Here is a 13815-nt window from a genome sequence, read left to right on the forward strand (position 1 = left end):
CTCGACGGGAAGTGACCGGAACATCCGCGGTCCGTGTCATTCCGGCGGGAGCTAGGCTTCTCCCGCTGACAGGTGAACCGTCAAGATGCGGTAAACTGCCTTATCGGTCACTTAAAGGAGAACTTGAGGGAATCGCAAAAATTTTTTTCGCCCCTTCTTTCCTCAGCCCGTCAGATCTGCCTGTACGGCGGATCAGCCGATAAGGCGGCTGATGACCATGCCCGGCAGGGAATTGGCCTGCGCCAGCATGGAGACCGCCGCCTGGGTCAGCACCTGATTGCGCACGAAGGTCTGCATTTCCTGCGCCACATCCACATCGGAGATGCGAGACTCGGCGGCGGCGGTATTCTCGCTCTGCACGGTCAGGTTGGTGACCGTGTTTTCCAGCCGGTTTTGCAGTCCCCCCAGGTAGGTGCGTATCTCGGCATGGCGTTCCAGCGCCCCGTTGATGCGGTTCAGGCTCGTCTGGGCATTGTTCTGGGTGGTGATGTCGGTATTGGCCAGCCCCAGCCCCGTCAGGGTGGCGTTGGACTTGTCGATGACATAATAGTCCTCGGCGGAATCGTTGCCCGTGCCAAAGTGGATGAGCACCTTGCCCGGCGCGGGGTCGCCGGGGATGGCGGTCTGGCCGCCGGCCTGCGCGCCCGCCGGGTTGTCCTTGACGCTGACCGGGCCGAAAACGACCCCTACGCCCATATTGGACCAGCTCCCGATGACGAGAGCATTGTTGCCGCCCACGTTGGCATTGGCGATATTGCCCACATCGTTGCCGTTGAGGATGACGTGCAGGGCATTGTCCGCCTCTATGCGCACCTCAAGGGAGTTGTTGCCGCCGTCGGCCACGCCGCCCACAGGCCCCTGGACGCTCTGGCCGCCGAGGCTGACCTCCAATTCGCCCGTGGTGGTGACCCGCGCCGAAAGGTTGCCGAAACGGAAGAGCTCCGCATGGGCTCCCGCGCCCGCGGTCAGCGCGGGATTGAAGCTCATGGAGATGCTGAACCCGGCCCCGCCGTTGAGGTTCAGGTTGACCGAGGCGTTGCCCAGCAGGGAGTCCACCGTGGTCAGATTGCCGCCGCCGGCAAAGATGGTGCCGTTCTGGGCGAGGTTGTTGCCGTTGCCGCTGCTGTCGGAAAGGTCGTTGAAGTTCCATTCCCCCACGGTCTGCTGTGCAAAACCGCCTATGCCGCCGGCTCCGGCCAGCAGCTTGATGCCGTTGAAGTCCGTGGCCAGGGCGATGCGGGTGATCTCCGACCCCATGGCCTGGAACTCGCTGTCGATCATGAGACGTTGTACGGAATCGTAGGTGCCGGTGGCGGCCTGTTCGGCCAGCTCCTTCATGCGGATGAGCTTTTCTTCGATGACGCCCAGCGCCCCGTCCATGGTCTGGATCATGGAGATGGCGTCATTGGCGTTGCGCACGCCCTGATTCAGGGCGCTGATGTCGGCGCGCATGAGCTCACGCACGGCCAGGCCGGCGGGATCGTCAGCGGACTCCTCGATGCGCAGGCCGGACGAAAGACGGCGCGTCGAATCCGACAGCGCCTGGAAATGGGTTGTGAGCGTATTGGCCACATGGCTGGCCGCAAGGTTGTGCAACAGTGAAACAGGCATATCGCGCTCTCCCAGTCCGTCAAGCCGTGGGGGGAGAGGACGGCTTGCTAGAGCTGTTTGGCTACCAGATCTCCCAGAGCCAGGATGGTGTTGGCGTAGACGGTGGACTTGTTGTACCGCATGAGCAGGGCGTGCTGACGTTTGCGGTCTATCCCCGCTCTCCAGCCATGCTTGTACAGGTAACAGGAAAGACTTGCAACAGCGTCGGGGATGGTGAACAGATCGACCCGTCCGTCGCCGTCGCCGTCCGCGCCGTAGGTGGTGATGTTGGAGGGCATGAACTGGCACAGGCCCACCGCGCCGTAGATGGAGCCGGGCAGGTGCTCGGCGGGGACCTGGTCGCGCAGCATGTGCTCCACAAGAGCGCGGGTTTCCTTATAGGCCCAGTCCGCCCGCTGGGGCATGGTCTCCTTGAGCCAGCCCAGATGCTTTTCGTAACCGGGAAGTTGCGGCAGCCATTGGCGGATGTCGTCAGGGTCGCGGCTGACGGCCATGCTGGCGAGCGTGTAGAAGGCGTTTTCCTTGACGTCTCCCAGCACCCGGCCAAGGCGCGTCTCCACAAAAAGCAGGGCCACGGCCACATGGCGCGGCACGCCGTAGCGGCGCTGCGCCTCGTCGAAGGCCGCCGCGTTTTCCTTGATGAAATCGGCGCAGGTGCGGGCGTTGGCTTCCGTCACGACGCCCTTGTAGTACTGCTGGCGGGGTTTGCCGCTGGGAGGGGGGGCCGGCAGGAAGCGGCGGCGGTAGAGCTCCTTCATCTTGCGGCCCATGGGCGACTGGGTGGCCTCGGCGGGCAGCGCGGCAAAGAGGGCCGTCACCTGCGGGCCGGAGATGCCGTCGGCGGCCAGGCGCTGCAAAAGCGGCTCCCAGATGGCGGCGGGCCTTCCGTGGACAGGGGTCGCGGACGGCAGGGGATCGGGCATGGCCCCTGAGGGGACAGGCAGCGCGCCGCCCGGCAGACCGGAAACGGGGGTGGCCCCCGAAGGGGCCACCTGCTGGGAAGAAAGGTTCTTTTCTTCCAGACGATCCGTTTTGGTCGCCTTTTCCGGGGCTTCCAGCACCGGCGTCCCGATGGGCACGGAACCGTCGTCCGCAGCCTGCGTGCCGCCGCAGGCGGCAAGGGCCAGACTGCCCACGAGCATGAGGACCAGAAGCACACGCCTGTACAGTCGCATCATCACAACTCCTGCATGATCCAGATCACGCGGCCCAGCAGGCGTTTCTTGAGCTGCTGGGGCGTGAGCCGGGTTTCGGGATACTGGGCGGATTCGGAGCGCAGAAGGTAGCCCTCCTGTTCGCCGTCCAGAAAGATCTTGCGTACCGTCACGCCTTCATGCGGGGCGAAGACGGCATAGAGCTTGCCGGAAATTATCTCCTGATCGTCGCTGTCCACGCCGAAGTGGGCATTGGGCGGCAGCAGGGGCGCCATGTTGCCGGCGCTCATGCGGAAGACCATGAGGCCGTCCCGCTGCAGGGAGCCGGGGATGGCCAGGCGGCCGGCCGGCGAGAAGGCGGGGCGGGCTTTGCCGTCGCTGTAGGGACAGGACATGAGGAAAACGGGGCAGATGACGCAGCGGGATTGCGGATCGCCGAAGTGGGCCGGGTCTTCGGCCAGCCCTTCCGGCTTCTCGCTGGGCACGTAGCCCTTGTCCGTCCGCAGGTACATGGGGCCGGATCCCTGCTTGAGCCAGTCGGGGTTGAGGCCGAATCGTTCAAAAAGCTTCATGAACCAGTCGCCCGGCACGGTGTTGCGTCGCTTGGCATCGGAAATGCTGGACTGTCGGATATCCAGCACGGCGGCAAGCTCCATCTGGGTGCGGCAGTTGGTGGCCAGCTTGATGCGTTCGTAAACATCTGCAAAGGCAGGCATGGCTATCTCCGTGGCACGCGCGCCGCGCGTGCTATCGTTGCAGGTTGAGCAAGGGCGCGGAGTTGGAAAGAATCAGTGAGCTGTTCTTCTCGAGGCCCTTGCGCAAGGTTTCCAGCCATCGCTGGTAACTGTAGAATTCCGGGGACTTGCCGTAGGCGTCGGCAAAGATGGCGGCGGCGCGGGCGTCCCCCTCGCCACGGACGATCTGGGCGTCGCGGGCGGCTTCGGCAAGGATGAGCGCTTTCTGACGGTCCGCATCCGAGCGGATGCGGGTGGACTCCTCCTCACCTTCCGAGCGGTACTGTTTGGCCTGGCGTTCACGTTCGGCACGCATGCGGTCGAAGATGGCGCGCTGGTTGGCTTCGGGCAGGTCGGCCCGCTTGATGCGCACGTCCAGCACATCGACCCCGTAGGGGCGCATGAGTTCCGAGGCCTTGGCCGTGACGCGTTCCATGATGGTGGCCCTGTCGGAAGAGACGACCTGCGTCAGGGTATAAAGGCCGACCAGCGCCCGCAGCTGCGAGTAGACCACGTCGTCCAGACGCGCCTGCGCGCCCTGGATGGTGCGCATGGTGCGGTAGAATTGCAGGGGATCGCTGATGCGCCAGCGCGCGAAGTTGTCGAGCACGATGGTCTTCTTGTCCACGGTATAGGCTTCGCGGGAAGATGCCGTGTAGTCCAGCACGCGGGCGTCGAAAAGAAGGACCTTCTGGATGAAGGGCAGCTTGAAGTGCAGGCCCGGGCCGTAGACCTCCGGCAGGGGTTCGCCGAGCTGGAGCACCAGCGCCTTCTGGGACTGCTGCACCGTGAAGCAGCTCTGGGAGCCGAAGATGGCCACGAGCGCCAGCGCCACGAGCCAGATCAGGGGATTGTTCTTCATCAGCGTTTCTCCGTCGTGCCCGCCGCGGGAGCGGCCGTCAGGCCGGACAGCGGCAGGTAGGGGAGGATGCGTTCCGGGGACTTGCCGTCCAGCAACACCTTTTCGCGGGCGTTCTTGAGCAGCTCCTCCAGCGTTTCGTAATAGAGGCGGTGTTCCATGACCCTGGGCGAGCGTTCATGCTCGGCGCTGAGCGCGGCGAAGCGGGCCGCCTCGCCCTCGGCATTCTGGACGCGCGTAGCCCGGTAGGCCTCGGCCTTGTTGCGGATGGCCGCCGCCTCGCCGCGTGCCCGGGGCAACAGTTCGTTGCGGTAGGCCTCGGCTTCGTTGATGATGCGTATCTTGTCTTCGCGGGCGCTGGCCACATCCTTGAAGGCGTTGCGCACTTCGTCCGGCGGATGCACGTCCTGCAGCTGCACGGCGATGACCTGCAGCCCGGCGTGATAGCGGTCAAGGATGTTCTGGAGCAGGCGGGTGGCGTCAGCCTGGATCTGCAGCTTGCCGTCGGTGAGGGCCGCATCGATGAGGCTGTTGCCGATGACTTCGCGCATGGCCGCCTCGGCCGCGCTGCGCACCAGCGCGTCCGGCTCGTAGATATCGAAAAGATAGGCTACCGGGTCGGCGATGCGGTACTGCACGCTGAACTGCACGTTGACGATGTTCTCATCGCCGGTCAGCATGGACGCCTCGGCGGGGATAGGCTTCACCTGTCCTTTCTGGTAGGTGCGGCTTTCGCCGGGCGAGCGGTAGCCCACCTCGCTGCGCAGCACGCGCGTCACCTGGGGCTTGTAGACGGTCTCGATGGGCGCGGGCAGGGCGTAGTGCGGGCCGGGGCCGACGGTGCGGTCGTACTTGCCGAAGCGCAGCACCACCCCCTCCTCGCCGGGATTGACGATATAAATGCCCGACAGGAGCCAGATGACCAGCACGGCGAGCACGCCGCCGCCGACGATCAGGCCGTTGGGCAACTGCCACCTGGGCAGCTTGGGCAGGCCGCCGCGCGGCTCGCCGCCAAAGGGGGAGCGCCGGTGGGGGCGCTCATCACGGTCGTCATCGTAGTCGTCGCGTTCATCCTGACGCGGTTCAGGGAAGACGGGGCGCTGCCGTTGCTGGCGCTCGCGCTTTTCCTGCAGTTTGTCCCAGTCCCAATTCATCTGTATGCAGTCTCGCTGGTTGGAGGTGAGGGTAACCGTTACGCGGGAACACAATTTGTTTACACATAGGCACGATATGCCGAAGGTCAAGGGGTCTGGCGGGCCTCCCGCGCACTGTGCGCCGGACGCCGCGGACGCTCCCCGCCGGGATCGGGCGCAGCCGTGCTGCGCAGCCGGGCCCCGGCCAGCGGGACGACGCGCATGTCCGCCCCTTCGGGGTCTTCCAGCGTGAAGCCCGGCGCGGCGAGCGGCAGCGGGGAAACGATGCGTACGGCCTGCCGCGTCCGCCACAGGTGGGCCGTCAGGCAGCCCCCCAGCCCGAGCAGGACAAGCAGGGCAAGCAGCGCGGGGCGGGGCAATTTCATGGCGGGGATCATGTCGCCCGGGCTCCCTCAGATCTCGCTGACGATGGCGACCACCACGGGGTCGCGCTCCAGCACCCGCCGGAAAAAGCGGCGCAGCGAGGCGCGGATGCCGTCCTGGAGCCGTGTGAGCTGGCCGGGGCGGATGGCCTCGATCTCATCCAGCACAAGGCACTTGGCGTCTTCCAGCAGATGGCTGTACTGCTGCTCGAACACGAAGCCCTTGGAGAACATCTCCGGCCCGTGCAGCACCATGCCGGTCTCCGCGTCCAGCACCAGCAGGACGATGACCAGCCCCTCGTCGCCGAGGATGCGCCGCTCCCGCAGGACGGCCGTTCCCACGTCCCCGACGCCCTTCCCGTCCACGAGCGTGCACTCCATGGGGATGGGGGCCTCCTGCCGGAAGCCGTCGGGCAGCAGGGTAAGGGCGCGGCCGTCTTCCAGCAGCACGGTCTTCTCCTCGGCCACGCCGCAGGCGCGCGCGAGCCGCGCGTGTTTGACCAGATGGCGGTATTCGCCGTGGATGGGAACGAAGATCTCCGGCCGCACGGCCTCCAGCATGTCCCGCAGCTCTTCCACATAGCCGTGGCCTGAGGCGTGGATGGTGTGCATGCTCTCGTAGAGCACTTCCGCTCCCAGCCGGTACATCTCATTGATGAGGCGGGAAACGGCCTTGGCGTTGCCGGGGATCATGCGCGAACTCATGACCACGGTGTCGCCCTTGCGCACGCGCAGCTGCCGGTGGCCGCCCAGCACCATGCGGGAAAGGGCGGACAGCGGCTCGCCCTGCGCGCCGGTGACGATGAGGACCAGCTTTTCGTCGGGCAGGTCCGGCACGCCGTTATGGGCGTTGAAGAAGCTGGGCGGCAGTTTGGCGAAGCCGAGATCCCGGGCCATCTCGATGTTGTTGGCCAGGGATTTGCCGCTGATGACCACGGTGCGGCCGTATTCGCGCGCAAGGTCGAACACTTCCTGGATGCGCTGGATGTGGCTGGAAAAAAGCGTGATGACGATGCGCCCCTCGGCGGAGGCAAAGACCTTGCCCAGCGATTCCTTGACCTGCCGTTCGTTGATGGAGCGGCCCGGACGTTCCACGTTGGTGGAGTCGGAGAGCAGCAGCCTTGCCCCGTCCGGCCCGGCGAAGGCGCGGAAGACGTTGAGATCCGTGCCCGTGCCGTGCAGAGGGTCGGGATCTATCTTGAAATCGCCGCTGTGCACGATGCGGCCCACCGGCGTCTCGACGCCCAGGCCGAAGCCTTCGGGGATGGAGTGGCAGACCGGCAGGAAGTGGAAGCGAAAGTCCCCGAGTTCCACCACGCTGTTCCGGGTGACGGGGCAGAGCTCCACCCAGTCGAGCAGCTCATGCTCGCGCAGCTTGTGCTCCACCAGCGCGAGGGTGAAGGCCGAGCCATAGATGCGGATGCCGCGCAGCAGGGGCACCAGCCAGGGCAGGGCCCCGATATGATCCTCATGGCCGTGAGTGAGCACGATGCCGAGCAGCTTGTCCCGCACGGCCTGCACCGCGCCGAAGTGGGGGATGATGACGTCCACGCCCAGATGGAAGTCGTCCGGGAACATGAGCCCGCAATCGACCATGACGACGCCGGCCGGGCTTTCCCAGAGCTGGCAGTTGAGGCCGATTTCGCCCAGCCCCCCCAGAGGCGTGATGGTCACAAAGGCATCGCTGGTCTGCATGGCATATCCTTTAGGGCTGGGTGCGGGGGGCGGGGGAGGTCGCCCGCCCGGCCTTCGGCGCTCCTCCCTTCGGCGTCCCGGCCGCCGAGGGCGGCGTCGCGGGCGCGGCTTCCGGACGCATGAGATCGGGGCGGTATTCGCCCATGGCCACATAGAGCTGCGAGAGCGCGGTCAGGTAGTCGGCCTTGGCGCCGGTCAGCGAGGCCTGCGCGGCGGTGAGGTTGGCGGAGGCGTTGAGCACGTCGAAGTTGGTGCCGACCTGTTCCTGATACTGGGCAAGGGCCACATGATAGGCTTCCGTCGCCTGGGCCACGCTCTTGCTGGCCACGGCGATGCGCTTTTCGGCCTCGCGCACGTCCAGCAGGCGGGTCTTGATCTCATAGCCCACGTCCAGTTTGAGCTGTTCTTCCTCATACCGGGTCTTGGTGACCAGCCAGCCGTATTGCTTGTCGGCATAATAGGTCGTCCCCCACTGGAAGACGTCCCAGGTGGCGCTGACGCCCACTTCCCAGACCTGCGTGCTGGAGCCGTTCTCGCCGGAGCGCCGCAGGTCGAAGGTGTTCCCCTGCCGGCTGACGTTGTAATAGGCCTCCACCTTCGGATAGTATTCGCTCCGCACTTCCTGCCGGCTCTTGCCGGCGATGGCCACGGTCTTGGCCGCTATGTAGAGGTCGGGCCGCTGGCGGTAGGCCGCGGCAAGGCACTGCTCCAGACTGCGGGAAAAGGACACATGCTCCAGCTTGCCGCTGTACGGCACGCGGGCCGTCACCGGCAGGCCCACAAGGGTGTTGAGCTGGGCCTGAGCCGTGTCGCGGGTGTTTTCCGCCTGGATGAGCAGGTTCTCGGCATTGCTGACGTCCACCTCGGCCTGGAGCACGTCCAGCCGCGGGCGCAGGCCTACATCATAAAAGGCCTGCGTGATGCGCAGCTGATCCCGCAGGCGGGCCAGCGAGTCCTGCTCGCTGCGGACGTTCTCCTCGGCCTGCAGATAGGCAAGGAAGGCCTTCTGCACGTCGCCGGTCATGGTGAGTTCGGCCTGCCGCAGGGAGGCCCGGTCGCTCTCGGCCTGCAGGGCGGCCTTCTGATACTGGGCCAGCAGGCGGAAGCCCTGGAAGAGGGGCTGGGAGATGTCCACGCCCATGCTCCAGGTGCCCAGGCGCGGCGTGCGGGCGGAACTGGTGGAGGGCGAGCTCTCCCGTTCCTGCTTGTAGGCCTGATAGCTCAGGCTCAGTTTGGGGCCGAACTGGCCGCGGGCGGACTTGCGGCCTTCTTCCGATGCGCGGCTCGCCGCTTCCTGCGCGCCGAGGCTGGGGTTATGCGCCAGCGCGCGCTGCACGGCGTCGGCCATGGTCATGGCCCGACCGGGCGCATGGCCGTCGGGGCGCGGTTCCGGACGTCGTTCGCCGCGAAAAAGAGGCGTCTGCAGGGCTTCATTGACCCGTTCTCGCGCCGAAGCCGCCAGGGCCGGGGAGAACTCGCCGGCCAGAAGGAGGAGGCAGGCCACGAGGACGGGGAAACAGCAGCGGGATGCCCCGCGTGTCCGCGAGGCGGGATGAACGGATGGAAATGCACACATGGCTGTCAGCATAGCGGTAACGCAAGCCCTTGGCAATGCGATTTTTCCGCGGGAAAAAATCCCGGGCGGGCCGTCTTCCCGGCCCTGGCGCAGAAAAATTCCTTGAAAATTCCCGGGCCCCGTTGCATGCTGCTGCGGCATACGGCGCTGCAACAGCGAACAGGCCGGAAACGCGGGAACGCTTTTCCCCCCGGGGGAAAGCGGTCTCTTGCGCTATGGCGTGTTTTTCGGCGGCAGGCCGCCTGTGCCCTATGTTCCCGGCCGGCAGGCCGGCCGCCGCGTGCAGGCGCGGCCTTCATCCCATTACGGAGTCAGGCATGGAATTCAGTTTCATCAATATGATCGCGCAGGCGAGCCTGGTGGCCAAACTTGTGCTCGTCCTGCTCCTGTTCATGTCCATCAGCAGTTGGGCGCTCATGATCCAGAAGGCGCTGGCCCTTTCGGCGGCCTACAAGAAGAGCCGCATCGGGACGGAAAATTTCGAGCGGGCGGGCAACCTGCGCGAAGCCGTACAGTCGCTGGGGGCCGATCCCGCCTCGCCGCTGTATTTCGTGGCCCATCAGGGCGTGCTGGAGTTCAACCGCTCCAAGGAAATGGGCAATACCAGCGACGTGGTGGTGGACAACGTGCGCCGCGCCCTGCGGCAGGGCGTCGCCAGCGAGGAGGCCCGGCTCGAGCGCTCCCTCTCCATCCTGGCCACCACCGCCAATACGGCGCCCTTCATCGGCCTGTTCGGGACGGTCTGGGGGATCATGAGCTCCTTCCATTCCATCGGCATGCTCAAGTCCGCCTCTCTCGCCACGGTGGCTCCCGGCATCTCCGAAGCCCTCGTGGCCACGGCCATCGGTCTTGCCGTGGCCGTGCCGGCCACTGTCGGCTTCAATATCTTCATGGGCAAGATCTCTCAGGTGGACACCCTGCTGGTGAACTTTGCCGGCGTCTTCCTCAACCGGGTGCAGCGCGAGCTGAACGCCCATCGTCCCGTGCAGCGCACGGGCGCCACGGAGATGTAGCATGGGCGCCAATGTCGGAGGCGGCGGGAAATTCGTTTCCGAGATCAACGTCACGCCCTTCGTGGACGTGATGCTCGTCCTGCTCATCATCTTCATGGTGGCCACGCCCATGATGAGCCAGGGATTGGATGTGGACCTGCCGCAGACCAAGCAGGTGGAGACCCTGCCGACGGAAAGCGAGAGCATGGTGCTCACCGTGCGCGTGGACGGCAGCGTGTATCTGGATACCTATGCCGTGGAGAACATGGACGATCTGGAAGGCTATCTGCAGAAGCTCGTCAAGGAAAAGAACAAGACGCTCTTCCTGCAGGCCGACAAGAACGTCCCTTACGGCGTCGTCGTGGACGTCATGGGCCGCATCAAGGCCGTGGGCATCGAAAAGCTGGGCGTGGTGGCCGACAAGCCGGATACCGAACCGGCCGCTTCCGGCAGGAAGTAACGTTCTATGAACTGGTCGTCGTACCTTCTGTCCCTGTGCCTGCATGCGGCATTCATCCTGCTGGTGCTGTTCTGGCCCACGTCGCCGCCGGTCAGGCTGGATTCGCCGCCGGTGATGATCAGCCTTGTGGACGGCGCGCCGGGCGGCAACCGGACCCCCTCCAACATCCTCGGCAAAATGGGCGAACCGACCAATGGGCCCCAGGACATCTCGCCGCCGGCCAAGAAGGACGAAGTGGCCCGCCGGGCCCGTCCCGAACGGGCCGAGGCCGTGCCCGTGGCCGAGGAGAAGGCCCCGCAGCCCAAGATCCCCGAGCCGCGCCAGCAGCCCAAGGAAGAAGCCGTGCCCCTGGCCCAGAAGAAGGAGCCGGAAAAGCCCAAGGAGAAACCCAGGGAAGAACCCAGGGAAAAACCGAAAGAGCCGCCCAAGGAAAAGCCCAAGGAGCAGCCTAAGGAAAAGCCGAAGGAAGAACCCAAGGAGAAGCCCAAGGACAAGGACGCGGGCAAGGACAAGCCCAAGGAAAAGCCCAAGACCAAGCCCAAGGGCGATCCGGTCAAGGACGCGCTGGCGCAGGCCCGCCGTTCGGCTTCCTCGCGCGTGGAATCCGGCGACCGCGGCAACGCCGTGGAGCAGGCCCTGGCGCAGGCCCGCCGCAATGCGGGCGGCACGGGCGGTGGCGGCGGCGGTGAAGGCGACGGCCCCGGCGGCGGCGGACTCAACGAAGCCTATCTGGGCACGGTCATGCTGTCCGTTCGTCCCAACTGGAGCTTTGCCTCGGCCAGCCGGGCCAATATGAGCTGCGTCGTGCATATCGTCGTCAACATGCAGGGCGAAGTGCAGCAGGCCACCGTGACCCAGAGTTCCGGCAATGCCCAGTATGATGCCTCGGCGGTGAACGCCATCTGGCGCACGAGCCGCGGCGGGGAATTCCCGCCTCCGCCGTCCGCCGAGTTCACCGAGCTGGACCTTGTCTTTACGCTCAATGAAATGATGGGGCGCTGAGTCGGGGCCGATCGACCGCCATGCCCCCACATCCCCCGGAGGAGACATGACACGAAATCTTCCCTTTCGCGAAAGGACGCATCCCTTCAGGCGGCGGGCCCTGGCCGGCATGTGCTTTCTGGCCCTCACGCTGACCGCGCCGCTGACGGCCGACGCGGCCGCCATCGCGGCCGCCGACCATCAGGAAGGCTATGCCGGGGTGGTGCTCGGCAAGCTCTGCGAGATCTGGACGCCGCCCGCCGATACCGGCAGCCGCATGGTGCGCGTGCGCATCAGCGTGAACGGTGACGGGAGCGTGCTGGGCTGTACGCCGACGCAGCGTTCCGGGGTCCCCGCGCTGGACAACAGCGTGTGCGAGGCGGCCAAAAAGCTCGGCAAGCTGGAGACGCCGCCCTATGCCATGCCCATCGACGTGCATCTGGCCTTCTGGAGCGGCACGCCGCGCCGCGCGCCGGCCCAGCAGGGCACCATAATCGTCAGCCCGTCCGGGCAGGCTGTCGTGCAGACGGCCGCGCCCGCGGCTCCCGCTCCGGTGGTGGAGCCGCCCGCCGCGCCGTCCCCCGCCGCAACGGCCGGCGGCAGCCGTATGGCGCAGGATGCCTACGCCATCCAGTTCCACGGCTATCTCAACAAGGTGGCCCGCCAGCTGCGCGAGGCCAGCTTCGTGCCGATGGAAGCGCCGCGCGGCAGGTATTATGTGACCGTGCGGCTGACCGTCGCCAAGAACGGGGCCATCACCAATTATGAGATCGTGCAGTCCAGCGGCAATGACCGCATCGATACCTATGTGCGTCAGGGCGTCAAGCGCGCGGGCAAGGTGACGCCGCCGCCCGCCGGGCTGGCCTCGCCCTTTGACGTGACCTTAACAATGGTGCGTTAGCCGCACCCGGAGGAAATGGCTGATATGAAACGTCTTGTTCTTCTTCTGGTTGCCCTGAGCCTGCTCACCTGGAGCGTGCCGGCCCAGGCCGCCATGCGTGTGGACATCTACGGTCCCGGTCAGAACAGCGTCAATCTGGCGCTGGCCGATCCGCTGACCGGCCCCAGCCAGCCCGCCGGCAGCATGGGGCGCGAGCTGCAGAAGCTCATCCAGCAGAACCTGAGCTTTCTGCCCTTCATGCGTCTGACCGACCCCAAGGCCGTGCTGGGGGGAACGCTGCTGCCGGGCTATGAACCGCCGAACGTGGACTTCAAGCGCTTCCAGCTGGCGGGCTCCGACGTGGTCGTCACCACGGTCTGGCCCAATGGCGACAGCGGCACCAAGGCCGTGCAGATCCGCGCCTTCGAGACCAATACCGGCGGCCGGCTGTTCGGCAAGGAATATCCCCGCGTCTCCAGCCGCGATCTGCCGGAAGTGGCGGACCGTTTCTGCGCCGATCTGCTGGAAGTGCTGACCGGCAGCGGGGCCTTCTTCCGCTCCACGCTCGCCTTTGTGAAGAAGAGCGGCAAGCTCACCGCCGACGTCTGGACCGTGCGTCCCACGGGCCGGGATCTGCGCAAGATCACCAATATCGGCGGCGAAGCCATGTCCCCCGCCTGGTCGCCGGACGGGCGCTTCATCGTCTTCACGCTCATCGACAAGAAGTCTCACTCCCTCGGCGTCTGGGACCGCAAGAGCGGCAAGACCCAGCGCGTGCGCTTCCCCGGCAATGTGGTCATCGGCCCCGCCTTCACGCCGGACAACAAGGTGGCCGTGGCCCTGTCCAAGGGCAAGTATCCGGTCATCTACCTCCTCAACCATTCCTTCCAGAAGGAACGGGTGCTGGAAGAGCATAACTCCATCAACGTCTCCCCGACCTTCGACAGCACGGGGACCAAGATGGCCTTCACGTCCTCGCGCATGGGCGGCCCGCAGATCTTCATGAAGGATCTGACCTCCGGTTCCACCGTGCGCGTCAGCAAGAACGGCGGTTACAATACCGAAGCCAACCTCTCGCCCGACGGGACGCTGGTGACCTTCAGCCGCATGACCGACTACGGCCACCGCATCTTCGTGCAGGACATGGTGACCGGCCTTGAGCGTCAGGTGACCTTCGGCCCCGGCAGCGACGAGCAGCCGTCCTTCTGCGGCGACAGCTACTTCATCGCCTTCAGTTCCAGCCGCGGCGGCACGCGCGGCATCTATCTGACCACCCGCCACGGCGGGGACGCCAAGCAGGTGCCCACCGGCGGCGGAGCCTGCTACTTCCCGCGCTGGGGCATGCCGCAATAGCGCA

13 protein-coding genes and 1 pseudogene are annotated in these 13815 nt (G+C 65.8%); 5 read left to right on the forward strand and 9 right to left on the reverse strand.

Going from position 1 to position 13815, the window contains the following annotated elements:
- Positions 1 to 192: 192 nt before the first annotated feature.
- From Q0K12_RS12420 to Q0K12_RS02600, 9 genes and pseudogenes are all read right to left on the reverse strand, one after another.
- Positions 193 to 987, reverse strand: a complete 795-nt coding sequence (locus Q0K12_RS12420) for a flagellin (RefSeq protein ID WP_363315612.1) — start codon at positions 985 to 987, stop codon at positions 193 to 195.
- 210 nt (positions 988 to 1197) lie between these two features.
- Positions 1198 to 1611, reverse strand: a pseudogene (locus tag Q0K12_RS02565) (flagellin); the annotation flags it as partial.
- A 47-nt stretch (positions 1612 to 1658) separates the two neighbouring features.
- Positions 1659 to 2789, reverse strand: a complete 1131-nt coding sequence (locus Q0K12_RS02570) for a lytic murein transglycosylase (protein ID WP_297260113.1) — start codon at positions 2787 to 2789, stop codon at positions 1659 to 1661.
- On the reverse strand, positions 2789 to 3481 hold the full coding sequence (locus Q0K12_RS02575; RefSeq protein ID WP_297260114.1) for a helix-turn-helix domain-containing protein: 693 nt from the start codon (positions 3479 to 3481) through the stop codon (positions 2789 to 2791). The genes Q0K12_RS02570 and Q0K12_RS02575 overlap by 1 nt, the downstream gene beginning before the upstream one ends.
- A gap of 31 nt (positions 3482 to 3512) precedes the next feature.
- A complete protein-coding gene (locus Q0K12_RS02580; protein ID WP_297260116.1) occupies positions 3513 to 4361 on the reverse strand; it encodes a protease modulator HflC in 849 nt (282 codons plus the stop codon).
- Positions 4361 to 5512, reverse strand: a complete 1152-nt coding sequence (gene hflK, locus Q0K12_RS02585; protein WP_297260117.1) for an FtsH protease activity modulator HflK — start codon at positions 5510 to 5512, stop codon at positions 4361 to 4363. The genes Q0K12_RS02580 and hflK overlap by 1 nt, the downstream gene beginning before the upstream one ends.
- A gap of 86 nt (positions 5513 to 5598) precedes the next feature.
- Positions 5599 to 5877 (reverse strand): hypothetical protein, encoded by a 279-nt coding sequence (locus Q0K12_RS02590; RefSeq protein ID WP_297260118.1) that lies wholly within the window; start codon positions 5875 to 5877, stop codon positions 5599 to 5601.
- Between the two features lie 27 nt (positions 5878 to 5904).
- The gene (locus Q0K12_RS02595; RefSeq protein WP_297260119.1) at positions 5905 to 7569 is read right to left on the reverse strand and encodes a ribonuclease J; all 1665 of its coding nucleotides are present in this window, start codon (positions 7567 to 7569) and stop codon (positions 5905 to 5907) included.
- A gap of 10 nt (positions 7570 to 7579) precedes the next feature.
- Positions 7580 to 9145: a TolC family protein gene (locus Q0K12_RS02600; RefSeq protein WP_297260121.1), complete on the reverse strand. Its 1566-nt coding sequence runs from the start codon at positions 9143 to 9145 to the stop codon at positions 7580 to 7582.
- 317 nt (positions 9146 to 9462) lie between these two features.
- On the opposite strand from Q0K12_RS02600, the gene tolQ reads away from it, so the two are divergent.
- The 5 genes from tolQ to Q0K12_RS02625 are packed head-to-tail and all read left to right on the forward strand — an operon-like array spanning position 9463 to position 13811.
- Positions 9463 to 10158, forward strand: a complete 696-nt coding sequence (tolQ, locus tag Q0K12_RS02605; protein ID WP_297260123.1) for a protein TolQ — start codon at positions 9463 to 9465, stop codon at positions 10156 to 10158.
- Position 10159: 1 nt separating this feature from the next.
- On the forward strand, positions 10160 to 10597 hold the full coding sequence (locus tag Q0K12_RS02610) for an ExbD/TolR family protein (protein WP_297260125.1): 438 nt from the start codon (positions 10160 to 10162) through the stop codon (positions 10595 to 10597).
- A gap of 6 nt (positions 10598 to 10603) precedes the next feature.
- The gene (gene tolA, locus Q0K12_RS02615) at positions 10604 to 11599 is read left to right on the forward strand and encodes a cell envelope integrity protein TolA (protein ID WP_297260126.1); all 996 of its coding nucleotides are present in this window, start codon (positions 10604 to 10606) and stop codon (positions 11597 to 11599) included.
- A gap of 46 nt (positions 11600 to 11645) precedes the next feature.
- The gene (locus Q0K12_RS02620) at positions 11646 to 12479 is read left to right on the forward strand and encodes a TonB family protein (protein WP_297260128.1); all 834 of its coding nucleotides are present in this window, start codon (positions 11646 to 11648) and stop codon (positions 12477 to 12479) included.
- Between the two features lie 24 nt (positions 12480 to 12503).
- Entirely contained in the window at positions 12504 to 13811 is a 1308-nt protein-coding gene (locus Q0K12_RS02625; protein ID WP_297260130.1) for a translocation protein TolB, read from the forward strand.
- Positions 13812 to 13815: the final 4 nt, after the last annotated feature.

This window comes from uncultured Desulfovibrio sp. (assembly GCF_944324525.1).
Classification (GTDB): Bacteria; Desulfobacterota; Desulfovibrionia; order Desulfovibrionales; family Desulfovibrionaceae; genus Desulfovibrio.

Bases quoted from the DNA above. Each gene is read 5' to 3' on its own strand.
- Q0K12_RS12420 (WP_363315612.1), bottom strand. From the start codon at position 987: ATGAGCTTCAATCCCGCGCTGACCGCGGGCGCGGGAGCCCATGCGGAG.
- Q0K12_RS02620 (WP_297260128.1), top strand. From the start codon at position 11,646: ATGACACGAAATCTTCCCTTTCGCGAAAGGACGCATCCCTTCAGGCGG.
- tolA (WP_297260126.1), top strand. From the start codon at position 10,604: ATGAACTGGTCGTCGTACCTTCTGTCCCTGTGCCTGCATGCGGCATTC.
- Q0K12_RS02625 (WP_297260130.1), top strand. From the start codon at position 12,504: ATGAAACGTCTTGTTCTTCTTCTGGTTGCCCTGAGCCTGCTCACCTGG.
- Q0K12_RS02590 (WP_297260118.1), bottom strand. From the start codon at position 5,877: ATGAAATTGCCCCGCCCCGCGCTGCTTGCCCTGCTTGTCCTGCTCGGG.
- hflK (WP_297260117.1), bottom strand. From the start codon at position 5,512: ATGAATTGGGACTGGGACAAACTGCAGGAAAAGCGCGAGCGCCAGCAA.
- Q0K12_RS02575 (WP_297260114.1), bottom strand. From the start codon at position 3,481: ATGCCTGCCTTTGCAGATGTTTACGAACGCATCAAGCTGGCCACCAAC.
- Q0K12_RS02610 (WP_297260125.1), top strand. From the start codon at position 10,160: ATGGGCGCCAATGTCGGAGGCGGCGGGAAATTCGTTTCCGAGATCAAC.
- Q0K12_RS02580 (WP_297260116.1), bottom strand. From the start codon at position 4,361: ATGAAGAACAATCCCCTGATCTGGCTCGTGGCGCTGGCGCTCGTGGCC.
- tolQ (WP_297260123.1), top strand. From the start codon at position 9,463: ATGGAATTCAGTTTCATCAATATGATCGCGCAGGCGAGCCTGGTGGCC.
- Q0K12_RS02595 (WP_297260119.1), bottom strand. From the start codon at position 7,569: ATGCAGACCAGCGATGCCTTTGTGACCATCACGCCTCTGGGGGGGCTG.
- Q0K12_RS02570 (WP_297260113.1), bottom strand. From the start codon at position 2,789: ATGATGCGACTGTACAGGCGTGTGCTTCTGGTCCTCATGCTCGTGGGC.
- Q0K12_RS02600 (WP_297260121.1), bottom strand. From the start codon at position 9,145: ATGTGTGCATTTCCATCCGTTCATCCCGCCTCGCGGACACGCGGGGCA.